The organism is Proteus sp. GOKU (assembly GCF_015475555.1).
GTDB classification, from domain to species: domain Bacteria; phylum Pseudomonadota; class Gammaproteobacteria; order Enterobacterales; family Enterobacteriaceae; genus Proteus; species Proteus mirabilis_B.
This window is the reverse complement of the sequence record NZ_CP034105.1, coordinates 2479727-2499243: the sequence shown is the minus strand read 5'-3', so window position 1 is coordinate 2499243 and position 19517 is coordinate 2479727. Positions and strand designations below refer to the sequence as shown.

Sequence of the window (19517 nt, the reverse complement as noted above, 5' to 3'; positions counted from 1 at the left end):
TCAGTAATTGAATTAGATGATTAACGCAGAGGTTTATATGTCAATTCCAGCTATTGAAAGTGTTCTGGATAAAATGCAAATCCAGACTTTGCAAGCATCCAATATTGCGAAACCCCAGCCAGTACAAGCAGGATTTGCAACTCAGCTTGTTCAAGCCGTAGGTAAAATTAATGAAACTCGTGTGAATGCAACCAACAAAGTTCAAGCGTTTACCTTAGGTACACCGGGTGTTGAATTAAACGATGTGATGGTGGATATGCAAAAATCCAGTATCTCATTACAAATGGGCGTACAAGTACGTAATAAACTGGTAGCCGCTTATCAAGAAATAATGAGTATGCAGGTGTAGTACCTTATCATTTGATAAAGGTGACTTTTCTTTTATATAGCTATTCTTTTATGTAGCTATAAAGAAGCACCTAATCAAAACAGAATGGGGCATCTTGCTCAATATCATTAAATGGATGATATAAGCTTTCGAATGTGATTAAACATTCGAATACTTATACTATTGTCTGTTATTTATGGTGATGAGTGCCCCGATTTGTGCACAAAGGATAAACACATCATTTTATAGATGTGCGCTTTTGCACATCTAGATTAAAGTATATTAAAGCCACTCACTCTTTTATTATTTAATTTTTCAAGTTTTAGCTTCAATCAGTTTCTAATGATGCATTACATTGTTTTCTGATCTCTTTGATATTTCTTGATAAATCATCACTGTATATTTCAGGATAAAAGAAGTAACTCACGGAAATATCATAATTTCCTTCCTCATTTTTCTTGTATTGAATTTTCTGATCTTGGTTTATGATATCTCTAGAACTAAAATAAGAACGTTGAATATTATTTGCATCATAAGTAAGAAATCCACCATCTCTGGTAGTAACTACTTTTTTATATTGGCTATATTGAGAATCAAGACTTTTGATAATATTACTATCTTTAATTTTAAATTTATTTAAATCATTTGTTTCATAGGAGTAGACGACGCCATACAATCCCGTGAACTTTAATTCTTTGAATTTATTATAAAAATAAACCGTATAATTTCCTTCTTTTTTTCCATCAATAATTTCATCAAAGGCTATTGCCGTCATTGGACAGGTTGAGGGATATTTATCGATAGGTTTTATTGCGAAATCTGTTTTCTTCTGAAAATCATTAAAAGACATTCCCCATGTTAATCCCAATGGAGCGGGTTCGTTATAAATAGTGGTTTCTGCACAGGCGCCAAAACTAATTAACATCATACAGCCTATAATCATTTTCTTTTTCATAGCTATCTCATATTTATTACTATCTATGTGTAAAACCTAGATATAGGAAATCACATTGATTAATTATCTGTTATTACAGATTTTGACTACCCAATACATCTTAGATTCTTTATCTGCTTTATAAGCTTTCAACACACCAAGGGACAATTTTTTTAACTGGTCAATAGCTGACATCTTAAGTAAAGACACTTATAAATAAACCTAACGATAATAGCCTGAAGTTCAGGGGGCACTAAGCAGAATAATATAAAGTGGTGCTACTAGAATAAGACTTATCGCTTGTAGTGGCATTACTGCGATTGTTTTTAATGTATCTGATGGCTTTAAATGTTTGGAATAATAATTAACGTTGGCAAAAACGGGTTTAGGTAAGGAATATTTTTCTAATAATTCATCTTTATTGGATAAATTAACCATCTCTCCATTAGCATAAAATTTTCCAATAATAAAAAATCTATTTTCATAATTAGGTATCTGATTTTTAATCATTTCCTCATCATTATTAGACTGATAGTTGCTTCTATAAAAATGATAAGTACTAGCAAGATCATCGAGTTCATCTATAGTGAAATCTTTAGGATCTAAATAAATCATATAGCTACCGTTAACAACATTCCCCATTATTCCTAGGCTAGCACTAAAATAAATCACTTTTTCATTATATTTAGATGTGGCGAATTTTTTTAACGCAGTGATAGCCTCACCTTTAAAATGATAATTAGTAGAATCACTAACAATATATAAATTATCATTTTCGATAAGTGCTGATTTAACCTTAATGACATCTCCACTTTTGTTGCTATCAATTTGTGTATATGAAGAACAGGCATTAAGAAATAAGATCATCAATAATATTTTAAAAAATATTTTCATTGAAACCTCCATGTTAAATAAGTTTTTAAATCTTATTAGAGAGTTATAGTGAACAATACTTAAATATAATTAAAGTATAGCAAAGGATGGATAAAGTTAAATTTTGCAAAGAGAATTATTGTGAAGAAGCTCAAATTAAGGTGCGGAAAGACAATTGACAAAAATACGGATTAAATAACAAATCCATACTAGACCTTCCTCTTAGTGTAAGCCCTATCATCTTTTTAAACGTGATTTAAGGAGATGATTATGTGGGAACTTCTAAGAGATAATTGGTTTATTTTGATGTTATTACTTTGTCCGTTAATGCACCTCTTTATGCATAAACATCATCATGGCGAAAACAGTTCACATGATTGTTGTAAGAATAAAGAAGAAACAACGGCAACAGAAAAAAAGAAAACACATTTAGATGCTTAAGAATGCGACTTTATATTGCTTTTGAGCTAAATAACTAGATTTAGCTCAATTCTATTTCTTGAGATGTACATTACCCTTCTGATTTAGCTGTGCCTTGATGAAACCGTAGTTGCTAATCACTTTGAACATTTTTTATAAAGTTCTTCCATCGGGTTTTTTCGCTTTTTTCTATTTTATTTTTTCTTTATTTGACTAATCGTGAATATGTTATGTGTTATTTACTTTTATCTTTTTGATTATATTGTCGTTATTTTATTTTCTGAAATTTAGTATAGAGGTTGTTATTTAGTAATTATACTGTATATTTAAACAGTCTTTTGAGTGTGTTAAATAATGGAAATGTAAATAAGGATATTACTATGACAACTGTAACTACAAATAAAGCGCTTGTTTTAAGCGGTGAAAGTAAAAATGCCATTTTAACGTTAGATGAGCAAATCGTTAATTGTATTGGTGAAGATGCCCAAATTATTCATACCGGCAAAAAAGCTAAGATTTATAATTTAATTGATGAAGATATAGAGCGTCAGAAAGAGATCCAAAAATCACTTTTTATTACGACTGGAGACGATGCTTATGTAGAAACATCGAATGACTCACTAGTCTTCTCTGCGGGAAAAAATTCTAAGGTTTATGCAAAAGTATGTTTTGCAGAAGAAAGTGATGAGAATAATCCATGTAAAAATAAATCAACAGTCATTGCGTGTGGAGAGAATTCAGTGGTTTCTGGTTACACTAATGATTCTCTTGTCGTGACAACGGGTAATGATTCAGTAATTACTGAATTAGAAAGTTCTGGATCTGGTATTGCAACAGGAAACAACTCAATTATTGAAGCTGAAAGTATTTTTAAAAATGCAGCTATTTTTGGTAATGAATCAGAGATAAATGGCGAATTATATGGAACAGCTTTTGTAGGTGGCGAGGATTGTGTGGCTAATGTTGGGAATGGTGCTATTTTATTATCTGTTTATCCATTAAAGGAAGTTATGGCGGGTGAAGGTTCCGTTATTGTTGTGGGTTGGCATGATGGAACACGTAAGCGTTTTTCAACTTATTACCAAGGGATAGACTTTGAAGGTAATATTGAGTGGATCACGGAAGATCCGCTAACTGGAACTAAAACAATACATTACCGAACGAACACCTATATAACAACAGAGTTGGGTGAATTAGAACTAACCGGAACTTATGACTATGAACGTAATATTTCTTAGAAATTAAGTATCTGATTTATTCCTAGATCGTTAAATAACTTTTTAGGTAAAAAGCTCAATAATGTTATTGGGCTTTTTCTAATGAGCCGTATTTAATCGTATTTTAAACCGCAAAAAATAAAATCAGCTCACATACAAATATGAATAGGTATGATAGTACTAAGGTTTTTATAACTTGATGAAAAAATAATGGGATTACTGGTTAAAGCACTGATAGGTGCGTTTGTCGTGGTATTAATCGCCGTTTTATCGAAATCTCGCCATTACTACATTGCGGGATTGGTTCCGTTATTTCCCACTTTCGCACTTATTGCACACTATATTGTGGGCTCTGAACGCTCTATTGAAGCGTTACGCACCACCATTATTTTTAGCCTGTGGGCTGTTATTCCTTATATGGTTTATCTAATTTCACTCTATGTGATGATCAACTATGTAAAATTATTTACGGCACTGGCTACGGCAGTGATTTGCTGGGTTATTGCTGCTTGGTTACTTATTCAATTATGGAACAAATTTCATGGATAGGGCCTTTGCTCTTTCCTATTTATTACTAGGTTGAAAAATAAAAATAGAGAGAATATGAGAAAATCACTACAACAAAAAATAATTCAAATATGTAATGACAAGATTTCAGCTAAAGGAGAGGGCGTGGGATTATCTTTTTATGCTTTTTTCGCAAATAAAAATGACAACCCTGAATTATTAATGGAAGCTGCAACATGGTGGATTATGACACATAAATTGGATCACTTTGAAAAAGCAGTAAAAATAAAGAAAATGATCCAATCAGAAATGGATTGTGATGCTTAAAATTTCCTCTATTGCATTAATCTTTTTATAAAACGATTTTATTAAACTAAAAATTATTGATTATTATCACATTAAAGCAGGTCATAAACGGCTATGGTAATTACATGATTAATAACGTAAACGGTGATGATATGGAATATTGGTTTATTGCGTATAAAGTGCGTTCCAGAAATGGTGATACCTACGCCGGACATAAAATTGTAGAAACAGAAAGTGGGATCACACCCCATATTGCGTTAGAAAAAGCATGTCAGGAAGTTGCTGAAGGAGCACAAGCTGATATTCCTGCGGTGAGAGTAGTTGCTTTTAATCGTTTATAAGACATTCTACCTAATAGAAAATCCTGCATTTATTAATGTGGGATTTTTTTTATTTTGAATTCAAAAATTGGTTATTTAATACACTATATTTATAAGCTAATTTACTAATAGAAATAATAAAAAAATAAAGAATTTATTTTTATTATTTAATTACATTGATCTGATAGAGTTTTTTCATTTCTTTTACTTAAATAAAATTCAATTATGTGATCTCAGCTCTACTAATTTACTTTTAATAATTGAATAAAAAAAGGCTTATGGTTAATGTGCTGGTGGGCTAAGGAATAGCTCAATACAAGGAAATAAAAATCATCATTTTGATTTTTTAGTTATTAATAAAAGGAAATTTAAACTATGACAGTATTAACCGTTTATTTATGTGGTACCGGCTCTAACTCATTTGATAATAATAATCCTACCTTTTGGCAAGGCGAATTAGTTTCCACTTTAGCGCAAAACAACCAAGGACGAGAGTTTGCACAGTGGTTTATTGTTGATGGCCCGGGTAGTGGCAATCTACAAGAAGATGATTTATGGGTTGAAAGCCCTAATTACTCTGATATCAAAGGTTCGCTATTTGGTAGTGGTTGGGAAGAAAATGTTAATCACGCACTTTGCTTAATGAAAGGTAACTTTGATTGGCAACGTGAAAAATTGACAGAAGAGCAGTATAACCAACTGAAAAAAGCAGGCATCCCTATTGAAGATGTCAAAGTAACAGGCTCTTTTTTATGGCGTAAATATGACTATGGCGATCGTCAAGTCACTCAACAACAACTTCAGCAACAAATTATTCGTATCTTCCGTAAAGATGGCATTATTCCAACGCAAGTTAACTTAGTGGGTTGGAGTCGTGGTGGTATTACTTGCCATATGCTAGCGAATGCAATGTTGGCAGACTCTCAATTAAAAGATATTCCAGTGAATATTTTTGCGATTGATCCTGTTCCGGGTCCACTGAATTTCCAACCTGAAAAAGTGACGCTTGGTAAAAACGTCAAAGAATATGTCGGATTTTATGCAAAAGATGAGCGCTCTAAAGGATTTACTTGTGTCATCCCAACGGTTGCCGCCGATACCAAAATGCATATTTTCCCTATTTCAGGCCGTCATGCCACATTAGTCGGTAATGCGTCTATTGATGGTAGTGAAGGTGAAAATGCATTATATGCACCAGGTTTAGTGGTTCGTCATTTTGCAGAAGTTTGTTTAACTCGTTGGGGTTGTGATTTAGCCAATAAATTAGCTTTAACGGATGCACAAATTACGGGCTATCACACCGATATTGCTAATGATGTCGATAAATATACAGCAATGCGTCGTAAAACTTATTCTATCCATGAAAGTACGGGTAAAGACGAGCGTAAAGTATCATTAGGCAAAGAGGGCAAAGCATTCTCTGAGATCGTTGGCGTACAATATAATCCATCAGTAGGCTTAACAGCGGATTATTTATCAAATCAGCAACTCTATGATGTGATTAAATAAATTATTATTTATCAGATTATTATGAGCTAATAGGTCGCCCACAGTGAAGTGGGCGATTTTTATTTTAATCATTATCACACTATTTATCACAGTTTCTTACTAGGAAAATGATTGTTGATTTAATATACTTCCTTTCGAGAGCTAACAGAATTTTATTAGACATAGACAGACTGTAGGAGGTTTCTATGCCTGAGTTTACTGTTAGAGTTGAGTTATCCGATCCTGAAAATGCAGATTATGTGTTATTAACACAAAAGATGGTAAAAGAAGGATTTAAAAAAGAGATTGATGGTTTGAAAGGTAAATATGTTCTGCCTCTTGCAGAGTTTAATTACCATACAGAAACGAAAGATCACAAAGAAGTTATCGAGTTGGCTTTTTCAATTGCAGAAAAAATAACCTTAAATCCAGCCATTTTAGTGACTGAAGTAAAAAATAGAGCGTGGAAAGGGTTAGAACGACTTTAAGATTATCTTTATAGAAGTCTATAAGAGAAGTTATCAAGGCTCGTGGGGAGTCTGAACGTATTTAGGTTTACGGCTTTATTGCCGATTTTTCTGCATTAAGTCTCTACCCTTCTGCGTTTTTACTATAAAAACGTACTATCAACATCACTATTTCACTCTTTATATTAAACCAAGCGATGAAACAAAGTTCTTGTCGATGATATTGCATTATCATTGATTGTTTTTTATTACTTTAAACTGCGGGATAAAGCGCATGAATTGGATTTTAAAATCATTCTCACAACTCACGACAGATGAGCTTTACGCCATTTTGGCATTAAGAAATCAGGTTTTTATTTGTGAACAGCAATGTGCTTATCAAGATCTGGATGGGATAGATCAAAATACATTGCACTTGTTTGCCAAAGAAGAAAATAACCAGAAACTTATTGCTTATGCACGTCTGTTGCCTCAAGGCATCGCATTTAAAGAAGCCTCAATAGGGCGGGTGATTGTTGCTCAAAATCAGCGGGGAAGTGGTATTGCGCATCAGTTAATAAAAGAGGCGATTGCAACTACGTGCCGTCAATTTAATACCCATACAATAAAAATAATGGCACAGGCATATTTAGTTTCATTTTATCAATCACATGGTTTTGTTATCGATTCAGAAACGTATCTTGAAGACAACATTCCACATATTGATATGGTTTTAGTGCAATCTGTACAATCTATGTAACCAAAAAAACAAGAAAACAAAAAAGCAAAAAAATAAAAATATAAAAGGGTAACCGTTGATTTTTACGTTACCGATAACAAGTTAAGCTGAATAATAAGAGTGACTTTTTCTAAGTAAAGACGCCATTAGCTAATAAAACCGCTTTTGGCGCAGAGGAGAGTTATTTAAGATTGAGATCAGGATAATAACTATGTTCTGTAAACTGACCATAGCTATTTTGTACCCTCTGCTCTTGTTCAGTCTGTCTTATTAATATACCAAGCTCATCTAGACGAGCCCGTAATAAATTTCGCGTCTCATTTTCGTTTTCTAAGATTTTCTTTAGCATATCCGTGAGGCGTTGTTGTAGTCTCAGCTCACCGTCAGCAGGTTTTATCATCTTAGTGATACTTTCTACGCTTTTTAAATAATCCATTTCCATTTCTATCAGCTTGTCCCATTGCTGATCTTTGGCAAGCGTTAACATTTGCTCACTTGATTTTAAAACCTGCTCGTAAGCCGCCATAATATCCATATTGTTGTCCACTCTAATTTAATAAGAATTAATCTGTGTGCCGATTTGTTGCCAAGCATCAGAAATTTCAGTTAAGAGCTTGATGACTTCATGAATTTTCTCTGGATTATTTTTTAAGTTAGCATCGAGTAGCTGATTAACCATATAGTCATAAAGGAGCTCCAGATTCTCTGCAAGCTCGCCTCCTTTCTCTTTATCCAAACCTTGTTTTAATCCGTTACCAATAATATTAATGGCTTTAGAAATATTTTCGCCTTTACCAGCGATATTTCCTTGCTCCATTAAGATTAAAGCACGGCGAAGGGCGCTAAGCGCCCCATTAAATAGGATCTGGATCAGCTGGTAAGGCGTGGCATTTAAAATCTCGCTTTCAACGTCGATTTGAGCATACATTTTACTGGCTGATTGTTGATACATAGTGTCCTACTTTTAAAAAATTACATTAATAGACGGCCAATTGAGGCACTGGAGTTAGTCATGGAGTTGACCATTTTATCTAACTGTTGGAACTGGTTTTTATAACGTTCCATCGTAGCCGCAATATTGCGTTCCGTATTTTTAATTTGCTTATCTAATGTTTTTTTGCGTTTTTTTACGCCATCAGTGGCAATATCTAAAGTACCATCATTAGATTGCAGGGTTTTCTTTAGGTAATTATAGGTTTGTGTACCAAAACCGGTCTCTTTACCATCACCCATAAAAAACTCTTTCACGTTAGCCGGTTTTTCTTTTAACGCTTCATCCAGTTTTTTATTGTCGATTTCTAATGTGCCATCGACTTTAAATTTAATCCCCATTTTATTTAGGGTATCTATATCTGAGGTATTTTGTGAACTAGTCACAAAGCTTTTTAGCTCAGACATAATCATACGGCTAGTACTATCACCTAATAACACACCGTTGTCTTTTGCCGACTCTTCACCTTTTTCAACTTGGGTATATTTGGTGAGATCTTTATACGTTTTACTTAACTCATTGTAAGCGTCAGTCCAAGCCTTAATGGCTTTTTTCATTGGCTCAATATCACGAGCAACAGTCACTATTTCAGGTTTATCAACACCTTCTTTATTGTTATCCGTCGTCTTCTTTAGATTTAAAACAATACCTTCAGGGGCATCTTTTATCTCATTGGTCTGACGCTCAATATCAATACCATTGATCGTTAACTGTGCATTATTTGCAGCAACGATTTGTTTCATACCTGATGTATGTGGTGCACTATCCGCGTCGGGTGAATTAGATAAGAACTTATTTAGTTCTTCATCACCTTCAACTTTAATCGTCATCATTGAATCCGTACCCTCTTTACGAGAAGTCAGGATCAAATGGTTAACACCATCTTCAGCTTTAACGATTGAAGCAGAAACATTACCTTCTTTTTTATTGATTGCATCACGCAATTCAATCATTGAAGTTTGTTCATCGGTTAGTTCAATGCGTAAAGGTTCTTTCTCACCAGGTTGGGTTATTACTAATGTGCGTGTTTTACCTGCACCTAACGTTTCTCCAATCTGGCTTTTTACGTTATTAACTGGAATTGATTTTAATGTTTGTGCATGAGCAAGTTTTTTTACTGAAACAGTATAGTTACCTACACTAGCTTTACCGTCAGTAGTCACTTTAAAAGCATCAAACTCATCATCAACTTTCGTGGCAACAATTTTATCGAATTTTTTTAAATCTTCAGAAGCTTTCTGTAATTTATCAAGTTGGCTACGGATCTTACCGTAAGCGGTAATTTGCGCTTCGTAGCTTTTCATCTGTTTATCTAGGGGTTCAAGGCGTTTATTTTCCGCCGCCTCTAATTGTGCCAATGTTTGGCTAAGAGGCATCCCTGAGCCCACGCCTAGTGAAGCAATACCAGCCATACCGGTCTCCTTTCTGTGTTCGTAAAATAATCCTCAAAAACCGTTATCGGTAGAATCGGCGAAAAGTTTACGTCTATTTGGTATTTTTGATGACGTAAACAGGCTGCCATATAGAAGCCTTTTATTGCTATTGATGACCAAAGTCGAATTTAGAAGGGTAAGAAAAGGGTTAAGACGAAAATTGATAAAAAATGAATAAAAAAATAATAAATTAATTTCGTTATTTATCATTGACTTGATATTAATTCTATAAAAAATTGCAGAAATATTTGTAGGAAAAATTAAAGGTTGTATGTGGGGTGCCGATAAACTTGTTGCCGGTGATTGACACCGTAAATGAATAGGCAAACTTTTATTTTATCGACTTGATTTTAAAGGAATCTAGCTATGGCACAAGTCATTAATACCAACTATCTATCTCTGGTAACTCAAAACAACCTGAACAAATCTCAGGGAGCTTTAGGAAGTGCAATCGAGCGTCTGTCTTCTGGTCTACGTATCAACAGCGCTAAAGACGATGCAGCGGGTCAAGCGATTGCTAACCGTTTCACTTCAAACGTAAATGGTCTAACTCAAGCAGCACGTAATGCGAACGATGGTATCTCTATCGCTCAAACTACTGAAGGTGCACTGAACGAAATCAACAACAACTTACAACGTATCCGTGAGTTAACAGTTCAAGCGAAAAACGGTTCTAACTCAGAATCAGATATCAAATCAATCCAAGAAGAAGTTGGCGAGCGTTTAAAAGAAATCGACCGTATTTCTGAACAAACTCAATTCAACGGCGTTAAAGTACTGAGCGGCGAAAAAGAAAAAATGACCGTTCACGTTGGTACTAACGACAAAGAAAAAATTGAATTTGAACTGAAAAAAGTTGACAGCAAAACGCTGAAAGTTGACGAATTAGAAGTTGGTGCAGAAGCATTTGGTGGTGTTAAAGCTTCTGATTTAACTGCTAAAACTGCTGCTGAATTAGCTCCAGCTGATGCTGATGGTAAAGTTGCTGCTGACTTAGGTAAAATCACTGTAGATTACAAAGGTCACACTAATACTGACGCAACTATCAAATCTGCAAGTGTTGATAAAAATGGTCAACATTACATCACTGCAGAACTTGAAGATGCTGATGGTAACAAGAAAGATGTTACGTTTAAAGCTGACATGAAAGTGACTAACCCAGCTGCAGCTACAGATGCTAAAACTATTGAGTTCTCTTCTCTGAAAGAAGTTGAAGTTGCAACTGCTGATGACGTAACTAAAGCAGAAGCTAAAGCAGAAGCTCAACTGAAAACTTTAGATGATGCAATCAACACTGTTGACGGTATGCGTTCTTCTTTAGGTGCGATTCAAAACCGTTTTGAATCAACTATCAATAACCTGAACAACACTGTTAACAACTTATCTGCTGCACGTAGCCGTATCTTAGATGCTGACTATGCAACAGAAGTTTCTAACATGAGCCGTGGTCAAATCCTGCAACAAGCTGGTACTTCAGTACTTGCTCAAGCAAACCAAGTACCACAAACTGTTCTGTCTCTGTTACGTTAATTCGTACACTGACACAAAAGATACCTTTCTATATCCAAAAGGTCCTCGCAAGAGGGCCTTTTTTTGTTTTTTGTGTTTTATATTTAAACCCACTCTTTTTTAGTTTTTATTTTTTTCTCAATTTAATTCTCTTTTCTTTTAAATCAATAAGTTCTTAAAAATTAACTGACTGGCTTTTATTGCTATTTTCGCGACGCCAAAAACCGTAAAACCCTCGAAATTGATGACGATAGTGTTTAGGCAACGTTATTACCGTGGCGTAATAACAAACCTATTCATGAAAAAAATTTTTAAAATCAAGTCGAAGGAATATCGTATGGCACAAGTTATTAATACCAATTACCTGTCTTTAGTGACTCAAAATAATTTAAATAAATCACAAGGTGTTTTAGGCTCAGCGATTGAGCGTTTGTCTTCTGGTCTACGTATCAATAGCGCAAAAGATGATGCCGCAGGTCAAGCGATAGCTAACCGTTTTACTTCAAACATTAACGGCTTAACTCAAGCCTCTCGTAATTCAAATGATGGTATTTCAGTTGCTCAAACCACTGAAGGGGCATTAAATGAAATTAATAACAACTTACAACGTATCCGTGAACTGACTGTTCAAGCTAAAAACGGTACTAATTCAAATTCTGATATTAGTTCTATTCAAAATGAAGTCACTGAACGTTTTGCGGAAATTGATCGTATTTCGGAACAAACACAATTTAATGGTGTGAAAGTGTTGAATGGCGATACCGAAATGACAATCCAAGTCGGTACCAATGATAAAGAAACGATTAAATTTAAATTGGATAAAATTGATAATGACACTTTAGGGGTGGGAAACGATAAGTTATATACCGAAACAACGACTAAAAAAGGTGTGACTGAAGTAGGGACTGCTGTGCCAACAGGTGATCTTGGTTCAATTTTAACAGGCGCAACTAAAATGTCAGGTAGTGACACTTTATCTACCTATAAAGAAGATGGTAAAGAAGTCAAAGGAAAATATATCTATCATGATGATGCTAATTCTAAAGACTATTTAGTTTCAGCATCTGACCTCGAGTTAACAGGTGCTTCAAATGATGAAGTGAAGATCAAGGCAACATCGGCAGTAGCTACTAACGAATTTACTGCCAATGCGGGTGTTGATGTAAAAACACTCACTGTAAATGATGATGCACTTGCAACATTAGATAGTGCAATTAATAAAGTTGATGAAGCGCGTTCTAAATTAGGTGCGGTACAAAACCGTTTTGAATCTACTATTAATAATTTAAATAACACTGTGAATAATTTATCGGCTTCCCGTAGCCGTATTTTAGATGCGGATTATGCAACAGAAGTATCAAATATGAGCCGTGGACAAATTCTGCAACAAGCAGGTACTTCAGTATTGGCTCAAGCAAACCAAGTTCCACAATCTGTTCTTTCTCTATTACGTTAATCTTCTCTTTAAATAATCCTCAATTGACACCCACTGCAATTTTTGTAGTGGGTGTTTTTTCATCAAAACAATCGTTTTTTTAATTAATCATTTATGAGTATTTTAACTCGCCAATTAGACGCTAAAATCTTACAAAATAAAATACTATGATTTATATGTTATTTTTTTATGAACAGAATGCATATTCAATGCGTTGATTTCTTTTAATGAGATAAAATATCAATTTAATTAACGGTTTTTCTAAGGATTAAGACCGAGTGTTTTAAGGTAAAGTAGTTCTCGTAATGCAATGACAAATTAATTTATCAATGAAAACCCAACTTTTGCTGAAAATTTGGCATAGGTGAAAAAGAGGCGCTTTTGCTTCACTGTTCAGCCGATTGCTAAATCTATTTCGCCAGATAATGGTTTCCGGTCTTTTATCCAAAGGTGTCTTTTGTTGTGAGTGATTTGTATACCGCCGAAGGCGTGATGGACAAAAATAGCCTCTGGGAGCGATATGTCCCGTTGGTTCGCCATGAAGCATTACGATTACAGGTCAAGTTACCTGCGAGTGTTGAATTGGATGATCTTTTGCAAGCAGGTGGAATTGGGCTGCTAAATGCCGTTGAGCGTTATGACTCAATGCAAGGCGCTGCCTTTACCACTTATGCTGTTCAACGTATCCGTGGCTCTATGCTAGATGAGCTGCGCAGTCGAGATTGGGCGCCACGTAGCGTGCGTCGCAATGCAAGAGAAGTAACGCATTCTATTCATCAATTAGAGCAGGATCTAGGACGACCACCATTAGAACAGGAAGTTGCTGATCATTTGCAGATTGAGTTAGCAGAATACCGGCAGATCCTATTGGATACGAATAACAGCCAATTGTTCTCTTATGACGAATGGCATGAAATTTACGGTGAAAGCTGTGAACCGTCTCAAGACGAAGATCATGATGACAATCCATTACAGATGTTATTAGAAAGTGATATTCGCCAAAGAGTCATAGACGCGATAGAATTGCTTCCCGAAAGGGAAAAAATGGTTCTTACACTGTATTATCAGGAAGAACTTAATTTGAAAGAAATAGGCGCAGTGCTTAATGTCGGGGAATCCCGCGTGAGCCAGCTACACAGCCAAGCCATAAAAAGGCTGCGAGCACGCTTAAACCCAGAGAAATAGAAGTTTTGCTTATTTTTGTTTTTGTTTATTAAGACTACAACACAGGGCTTTATCTCTTATGTCTGTTTCAACACAAAAGAAACGGCCGCTAAGCCGTTACATTAAAGACTATAAACACAGCCAGACTCATTGTCTACATTGCCACAAGGCGCTTGATCGGATCTCTCTCGTATTCAATCGCCAAGTTATCAATAAAGAAGCCATTTCTGAAATGACGGATTTAATTGATGATGAAACGTGGGAAACGTTACAAGAGAAGTTCTCTGCGCTATGCCGTTTTTGTAGTGAGATTTACTGTAATAGTGAAACTGACTACTTTGACATTATGTCTTTTAAGCAGTATTTGTTTGAACAAACGGAGATGAGCCACAGTACTGTTCGTGAGTATGTGGTTCGTTTACGTCGGCTCGATGAATTACTGACTTCAACTAATTTTCCTCGTCAAGAGTTTACGACAGAGAAAATTCAGTCAGACTTGAGTAAAAAGCTCACTCCCTCTGCATTTAGTAACTACAATATTGCACTACGTAAGTACGAGCAATATCTTGATTGGTGCCAAGAGCCCCCATCAATGAGTAGCAGTCACTAATTGCGCTCAAGAGAGACCTTAAAAGGAGTAGCCTAGCCTGCTCCTTTTTCTTTTCTATTAATTCTAAATCCTTCCTATTTTTTCTTACTCAATTTCTTTTTTATTTCTAAATTTATCTATCAACGATGAAAAGCAATGTTGTACTGAGTAAATTGCATCAATAGATAAAAAAAAGCGCCCACAGTGGGGCGCAAGTTTCAGGTATTCATAAAGATATAATTAAATCAACTTCTAGGTTGACTTGGACGTAAGTATATTTACTAAACTAATTCGTCGCGAATAATAAATATAAAAAGGGTGAGAATAGTCACAGCATTAAAAAAATAACACTTTTAACTATCTCTTTAGAAATAATAGGGTAGCAAAATAAAAAACCACCTTTAAGAAAACAGACTTTAAAGGTGGTCTCAAAGACAAGGAGAGAAAGAGAAGGGGAAATTAACTAATCGTCATTAAGCTTGCATTACCTCCAGCTGCCGCTGTATTAATGCTTAATGCTCTTTCATGTAGTAAACGTTCTAACAATATACCTGTTTCACCACGAGAGAATCCTTGAACAGAAATTATAGCTCCTTTGCGTTGAGCAATTTTCTGGCAAGTTTCACGTAATTGGTCACCATCACCATGGTAAATCACCGCATTTATTTTCAGTGACTCATCATTCCAGTTTTCAGTCAATGTAATGGCTTTTCTGACACTATCAGGTAATTCACGATATGTTTTTTGTGAGAATGGGCTATTAACCACAACAGCATGACAACCAGAAGCGAGAACAGCGGCAATTTGAGTCAATGCATCTTGCTCGTTATCTGAAATACACAACACATTACCACAAGGGACTAATTGATAAGTATTGCGTTCGCCAGTAGGGCCCGGTAATACACGCAGTGTTCCTGCTTGTGATGCAAGGGCATATTTCTCTAAAGCTTCATAGTGTGGTTTATCCGCTTTGTTTGATAGCCATTCCATATACTTATGATAAGTCTGTAATAACGTATTACGCATAGAAGTATCAAGAGGAAGTGTTTCATCTTGGCGTGCTAATGTTTGCGTTGCGGCATTTTCAGGGCGTTTAGATAATAAGCGATATAGATAAACAGGGCCGCCTGCTTTCGGACCCGTACCCGATAATCCTTCACCACCAAAAGGCTGAACACCCACAACTGCGCCAACCATATTACGGTTAACGTATAAATTTCCGACTTTGGCATTTGAGGCAACATAAGCAATGGTTTCATCAATACGTGTATGAACGCCCATTGTTAACCCGTATCCGGTTGCATTAATCTCTTCTAATAATGCAGGTAAATCTTGGCTTGCATAACGTACAACATGCAACACAGGGCCAAAGATTTCTTTCTTCAATGAACTGACTTTATCTAATTCAATTAAAGTCGGCGGAACAAAGGTACTGTTACTTTCAGCGTGTTTTGACAAACTATTGTGTGATGCTTGATAAATCTCGAAGCCAGTTGTACGCATAGATTGAATATGTTTCTCTATGCCTGATTTTGCTTCTTTATCGATAACAGGACCAATATCTGTAGATAGTAAACTTGGATCACCCATTGTTGCTTGAGCCATCGCACCTTTAAGCATCTCGATAGTACTCTCAGCCACTTCTTCTTGAATACATAACAGACGTAAAGCAGAACAACGTTGACCAGCACTATCATAAGCGGATGCCATTACATCAGTTACCACTTGCTCTGTTAATGCAGATGAATCAACAATCATGGCATTTAAGCCCCCCGTTTCTGCCACTAAAGGCACTGGGCGACCTTCGCTGTCTAATCGACCCGCTAAGGTCTTTTGTAAAATATGAGCAACCTCCGTAGAACCTGTAAACATCACACCTCGAACACGCTCATCAGCCACTAAGCGTGCACCAATGGTTTCACCTTGCCCCGGTAGCAGTTGTAGTGCAAAAGAAGGAACACCTGCTTGATGGAAAAGCGCAACGGCTTTCGATGCAATTAAAGGTGTCTGCTCTGCGGGTTTTGCTAGAACGGTATTACCTGCTGCTAAAGCTGCCGCAATTTGTCCGCTGAAGATAGCTAATGGGAAGTTCCAAGGGCTGATACAAACCACAGGCCCTAAAGGTCGATGTGTATTATTATCAAAGTCTTGAGCGACTTGAGCTGCATAATAGTAGAGAAAATCAATGGCTTCGCGGACTTCAGCAATCGCATTACTGTAAGTTTTACCTGCTTCGCGCACGAGTATTCCCATAAGAGGGCCCATTTGTTGTTCCATTAACTCCGCAGCACGGATCAAAAATGAAGCTCTTTGCGCTGGTGGTGTAGCAAACCAGATTTCACCTTTTTCTTGAGCAATGGTTAAGGCAAAATCTGCCTCGGCTTCTGTTGCTTCTCTTACTGTACCGACAATATCAGCATGATTGGCTGGATTTAACACAGATTGAGGTTCTTGTGTTTTCTCTGAAGAATTAAACGTATCACCTAATAAAGGTTCGCAATGTATATTTTCAGTTGCTGATGTTAATAAGGCACTAGAAAGTGATGCCAAGCGATGTTCGTTTGACATATCAATGCCCGGTGAGTTTTTACGTTCATCACCATACAGTTTATGAGGAAGCGGAATTTTAGGATGAGAAAGTCCAACTTGGCCTTCGGCTTGAGCCATTCTATTCACTTCTTTGACCGGATCTGCCACTAATTCATCAAGAGAAATTGTGGTATCAGCAATTCGGTTTACAAATGACGTATTCGCCCCATTTTCAAGTAAGCGACGCACTAAATAGGCAAGTAATGTTTCATGAGTTCCTACGGGCGCATAAATACGACAAGGGCGACCTAGTTTCCCGTCTGCAATTTTACCAACAACTTGAGCATAAAGTGGTTCACCCATACCGTGTAAACACTGGAACTCGTATTGTCCGGGGTAATAGTTTTGACCCGCTAAATGATAAATTGCTGACAGTGTGTGCGCATTATGTGTAGCAAATTGCGGATAAATAAAATTAGGTGATGCGAGTAGTTTTTTCGCACAGGCAAGGTAAGAGACATCGGTATACACTTTGCGAGTATAGACAGGATAATCTTCAAGACCATCAATTTGAGCGCGTTTTACTTCGCTATCCCAATAGGCACCTTTTACTAAACGGATCATTAAGCGACGACGGCTACGACGTGCCAAATCAATCACATAATCAATAACTAATGGACAACGCTTTTGGTAAGCCTGAATAACAAAGCCAATACCATTCCAACCTGCTAATTCAGGTTCAAAACAGAGTTTCTCAAGTAGATCGAGTGAAATCTCAAGTCTATCAGCTTCTTCTGCATCGATATTAATACCAATATCGTATTGCTTTGCTTGTAATGTTAATGAGAGTAGGCGAGGGTAAAGCTCGGACATAACACGCTCATATTGAGCACGGCTATAACGAGGATGTAATGCTGAAAGCTTGATAGATATTCCAGGACCTTCATAAATACCTCTGCCGTTAGAGGCTTTACCAATTGCGTGGATGGCTTGTTGATAAGAGACTAGATAATCTTGTGCATCTTTCTCTGTTAATGCGGCTTCTCCTAACATGTCATAAGAGTAGCTAAAGCCTTTTTCTTCAAGTTTGCGTGCATTTGCGAGTGCTTGAGAAATAGTCTCACCAGTAACAAATTGCTCGCCCATTAAACGCATCGCCATATCAACGCCTTTACGAACTAATGGCTCGCCACTTTTGGTGAGAATGCGATTTAAAGAGTTAGATAGCTTTTCTTCATTATGGGTCGAAACTAATTTGCCTGTGAATAATAAGCCCCATGTTGCCGCGTTCACAAACATAGATTGGCTTTGTCCCAAGTGTGAGCGCCAGTTTCCATGACTGATTTTATCGCGGATAAGTGCATCACGAGTGGCTTTATCAGGAATACGCAATAAAGCTTCTGCTAAACACATTAAGGCGACACCTTCTTGTGAAGAAAGTGAGAATTCCTGTAATAGACCTTGAACTAGCCCTGAGCGTCCAACACCATTTTTCTGTTTACGTAATTTTTCGGCGATGGAATAGGCTAATTTATGCGTTGCTTGGGCTTCATTTTCAGGTAATGTCGCTTGTTGCAATAACATAGGTACAGCTTGTGTTTCAGGTGTCCGATATGCAGAAGTAATTGCTGAGCGTAGAACAGATTGCGGATGAATATGTTCAGCAAACTCTAAGAATGGCTGATAATGAGCGATTGGTATTTCAGTGCTTTCATCAATATCTTGTTCTGCAAATGTTGAGTTACCAAGATTAACCTGATCATTTTCGATTTGTTCTAGATAATCGAAAATAGCCTGCTTAATTAACCAATGCGATGTTCTATCTAATTTCTGTGCAGCTTCTTTTAATCTATTGCGGGTTTCTTCATCAAGTCTAACACCCATTGTTGTGCTACTCATGCAGTGCTCCTATATTCTATTTCTAATTCGCAAGTACAGTTACCCGTTATTTTTATTAATATCATTCATGTTGCAACTTTGTGCAACATTGTTAACAATTTATTTATAAATAATGTGAAAGTAGTCAGGTTTTGTGAGTGATTAAAAATAGTGTAATTTATTTTTTCTATATATTTATATATAAATCAATAAATTATATTTATCTTATTGATGTTTACATTTATAATGTGTCTTCTAATTAAGACAAATAGTGTGAAGTCATAAACAAAATTTAAACATTTAAACGTTAATTTCTTGTTAAATGCAGTTAACCTATTCTAGGATTGATGTGAATGCTTTATCTGTTGCTGTAAGAAATTATTTTAATTAAAAACTGAAAAGATCATTAAT

Annotated in this window: 19 protein-coding genes; 13 read left to right on the top strand and 6 right to left on the bottom strand. The window is 36.0% G+C overall.

Translation table 11 applies throughout. The annotated features are described in order from the left end of the window. The first annotated feature begins 37 nt into the window (after positions 1-37). The gene (gene fliE / locus EHE21_RS11640; RefSeq protein WP_004248328.1) at positions 38-349 is read left to right on the top strand and encodes a flagellar hook-basal body complex protein FliE; all 312 of its coding nucleotides are present in this window, start codon (positions 38-40) and stop codon (positions 347-349) included. A 307-nt stretch (positions 350-656) separates the two neighbouring features. Here fliE and EHE21_RS11635 read toward each other — a convergent pair whose 3' ends face one another. Together EHE21_RS11635 and EHE21_RS11630 are read right to left on the bottom strand one after the other, a co-directional pair. Beyond that, positions 657-1283: a hypothetical protein gene (locus EHE21_RS11635; protein ID WP_194950766.1), complete on the bottom strand. Its 627-nt coding sequence runs from the start codon at positions 1281-1283 to the stop codon at positions 657-659. Between the two features lie 222 nt (positions 1284-1505). Continuing rightward, a complete protein-coding gene (locus EHE21_RS11630) occupies positions 1506-2156 on the bottom strand; it encodes a hypothetical protein (RefSeq protein ID WP_194950765.1) in 651 nt (216 codons plus the stop codon). Between the two features lie 249 nt (positions 2157-2405). Here EHE21_RS11630 and EHE21_RS11625 point away from each other — a divergent pair, with 249 nt between their 5' ends. The 8 genes from EHE21_RS11625 to EHE21_RS11590 all read left to right on the top strand — a co-directional run bounded on the left by EHE21_RS11625 (position 2406) and on the right by EHE21_RS11590 (position 7599). Continuing rightward, entirely contained in the window at positions 2406-2576 is a 171-nt protein-coding gene (locus tag EHE21_RS11625) for a DUF2933 domain-containing protein (protein ID WP_201161568.1), read from the top strand. A 359-nt stretch (positions 2577-2935) separates the two neighbouring features. Then, positions 2936-3793: a hypothetical protein gene (locus EHE21_RS11620; protein WP_194950764.1), complete on the top strand. Its 858-nt coding sequence runs from the start codon at positions 2936-2938 to the stop codon at positions 3791-3793. 189 nt (positions 3794-3982) lie between these two features. Next, positions 3983-4321 (top strand): GlpM family protein, encoded by a 339-nt coding sequence (locus EHE21_RS11615; protein ID WP_072068506.1) that lies wholly within the window; start codon positions 3983-3985, stop codon positions 4319-4321. A 54-nt stretch (positions 4322-4375) separates the two neighbouring features. After that, positions 4376-4606, top strand: coding sequence for a DUF6500 family protein (locus EHE21_RS11610; protein WP_109401696.1), 231 nt, complete (start codon positions 4376-4378; stop codon positions 4604-4606). A 104-nt stretch (positions 4607-4710) separates the two neighbouring features. Next, complete coding sequence (locus tag EHE21_RS11605) at positions 4711-4926, top strand: hypothetical protein (RefSeq protein ID WP_023581839.1); 216 nt, start codon at positions 4711-4713, stop codon at positions 4924-4926. Positions 4927-5280: 354 nt separating this feature from the next. Beyond that, entirely contained in the window at positions 5281-6414 is a 1134-nt protein-coding gene (locus EHE21_RS11600) for a hypothetical protein (RefSeq protein ID WP_194950763.1), read from the top strand. Between the two features lie 185 nt (positions 6415-6599). Next, positions 6600-6881, top strand: coding sequence for a hypothetical protein (locus tag EHE21_RS11595; RefSeq protein ID WP_075673016.1), 282 nt, complete (start codon positions 6600-6602; stop codon positions 6879-6881). 253 nt (positions 6882-7134) lie between these two features. Continuing rightward, positions 7135-7599 (top strand): GNAT family N-acetyltransferase, encoded by a 465-nt coding sequence (locus EHE21_RS11590; RefSeq protein ID WP_194950762.1) that lies wholly within the window; start codon positions 7135-7137, stop codon positions 7597-7599. A gap of 160 nt (positions 7600-7759) precedes the next feature. Here EHE21_RS11590 and fliT read toward each other — a convergent pair whose 3' ends face one another. The 3 genes from fliT to fliD are packed head-to-tail and all read right to left on the bottom strand — an operon-like array spanning position 7760 to position 9981. Further along, the gene (gene fliT / locus EHE21_RS11585) at positions 7760-8113 is read right to left on the bottom strand and encodes a flagellar protein FliT (protein ID WP_088495238.1); all 354 of its coding nucleotides are present in this window, start codon (positions 8111-8113) and stop codon (positions 7760-7762) included. Between the two features lie 18 nt (positions 8114-8131). Continuing rightward, positions 8132-8530, bottom strand: coding sequence for a flagellar export chaperone FliS (gene fliS, locus EHE21_RS11580; RefSeq protein WP_023581844.1), 399 nt, complete (start codon positions 8528-8530; stop codon positions 8132-8134). A gap of 20 nt (positions 8531-8550) precedes the next feature. Continuing rightward, the gene (gene fliD, locus EHE21_RS11575; protein ID WP_194950761.1) at positions 8551-9981 is read right to left on the bottom strand and encodes a flagellar filament capping protein FliD; all 1431 of its coding nucleotides are present in this window, start codon (positions 9979-9981) and stop codon (positions 8551-8553) included. A 387-nt stretch (positions 9982-10368) separates the two neighbouring features. On the opposite strand from fliD, the gene EHE21_RS11570 reads away from it, so the two are divergent. From EHE21_RS11570 to fliZ, 4 genes are all read left to right on the top strand, one after another. Next, on the top strand, positions 10369-11532 hold the full coding sequence (locus EHE21_RS11570; RefSeq protein WP_194950760.1) for a FliC/FljB family flagellin: 1164 nt from the start codon (positions 10369-10371) through the stop codon (positions 11530-11532). 316 nt (positions 11533-11848) lie between these two features. Continuing rightward, complete coding sequence (locus tag EHE21_RS11565; protein WP_194950759.1) at positions 11849-12967, top strand: FliC/FljB family flagellin; 1119 nt, start codon at positions 11849-11851, stop codon at positions 12965-12967. A 441-nt stretch (positions 12968-13408) separates the two neighbouring features. Next, complete coding sequence (locus EHE21_RS11560) at positions 13409-14131, top strand: RNA polymerase sigma factor FliA (RefSeq protein ID WP_036912728.1); 723 nt, start codon at positions 13409-13411, stop codon at positions 14129-14131. Positions 14132-14189: 58 nt separating this feature from the next. After that, positions 14190-14720: a flagella biosynthesis regulatory protein FliZ gene (gene fliZ, locus EHE21_RS11555; RefSeq protein ID WP_075673009.1), complete on the top strand. Its 531-nt coding sequence runs from the start codon at positions 14190-14192 to the stop codon at positions 14718-14720. A 438-nt stretch (positions 14721-15158) separates the two neighbouring features. Here fliZ and putA read toward each other — a convergent pair whose 3' ends face one another. Further along, positions 15159-19127 (bottom strand): trifunctional transcriptional regulator/proline dehydrogenase/L-glutamate gamma-semialdehyde dehydrogenase, encoded by a 3969-nt coding sequence (putA, locus tag EHE21_RS11550; RefSeq protein WP_194950758.1) that lies wholly within the window; start codon positions 19125-19127, stop codon positions 15159-15161. Positions 19128-19517: the final 390 nt, after the last annotated feature.

Bases quoted from the DNA above. Each gene is read 5' to 3' on its own strand.
- EHE21_RS11590 (WP_194950762.1), top strand. From the start codon at position 7,135: ATGAATTGGATTTTAAAATCATTCTCACAACTCACGACAGATGAGCTT.
- EHE21_RS11605 (WP_023581839.1), top strand. From the start codon at position 4,711: ATGATTAATAACGTAAACGGTGATGATATGGAATATTGGTTTATTGCG.
- fliE (WP_004248328.1), top strand. From the start codon at position 38: ATGTCAATTCCAGCTATTGAAAGTGTTCTGGATAAAATGCAAATCCAG.
- EHE21_RS11630 (WP_194950765.1), bottom strand. From the start codon at position 2,156: ATGAAAATATTTTTTAAAATATTATTGATGATCTTATTTCTTAATGCC.
- EHE21_RS11595 (WP_075673016.1), top strand. From the start codon at position 6,600: ATGCCTGAGTTTACTGTTAGAGTTGAGTTATCCGATCCTGAAAATGCA.
- EHE21_RS11625 (WP_201161568.1), top strand. From the start codon at position 2,406: ATGTGGGAACTTCTAAGAGATAATTGGTTTATTTTGATGTTATTACTT.
- EHE21_RS11635 (WP_194950766.1), bottom strand. From the start codon at position 1,283: ATGAAAAAGAAAATGATTATAGGCTGTATGATGTTAATTAGTTTTGGC.
- fliD (WP_194950761.1), bottom strand. From the start codon at position 9,981: ATGGCTGGTATTGCTTCACTAGGCGTGGGCTCAGGGATGCCTCTTAGC.
- EHE21_RS11610 (WP_109401696.1), top strand. From the start codon at position 4,376: ATGAGAAAATCACTACAACAAAAAATAATTCAAATATGTAATGACAAG.
- putA (WP_194950758.1), bottom strand. From the start codon at position 19,127: ATGAGTAGCACAACAATGGGTGTTAGACTTGATGAAGAAACCCGCAAT.
- EHE21_RS11615 (WP_072068506.1), top strand. From the start codon at position 3,983: ATGGGATTACTGGTTAAAGCACTGATAGGTGCGTTTGTCGTGGTATTA.
- EHE21_RS11565 (WP_194950759.1), top strand. From the start codon at position 11,849: ATGGCACAAGTTATTAATACCAATTACCTGTCTTTAGTGACTCAAAAT.
- fliT (WP_088495238.1), bottom strand. From the start codon at position 8,113: ATGGATATTATGGCGGCTTACGAGCAGGTTTTAAAATCAAGTGAGCAA.
- fliS (WP_023581844.1), bottom strand. From the start codon at position 8,530: ATGTATCAACAATCAGCCAGTAAAATGTATGCTCAAATCGACGTTGAA.
- EHE21_RS11570 (WP_194950760.1), top strand. From the start codon at position 10,369: ATGGCACAAGTCATTAATACCAACTATCTATCTCTGGTAACTCAAAAC.
- fliZ (WP_075673009.1), top strand. From the start codon at position 14,190: ATGTCTGTTTCAACACAAAAGAAACGGCCGCTAAGCCGTTACATTAAA.
- EHE21_RS11600 (WP_194950763.1), top strand. From the start codon at position 5,281: ATGACAGTATTAACCGTTTATTTATGTGGTACCGGCTCTAACTCATTT.
- EHE21_RS11620 (WP_194950764.1), top strand. From the start codon at position 2,936: ATGACAACTGTAACTACAAATAAAGCGCTTGTTTTAAGCGGTGAAAGT.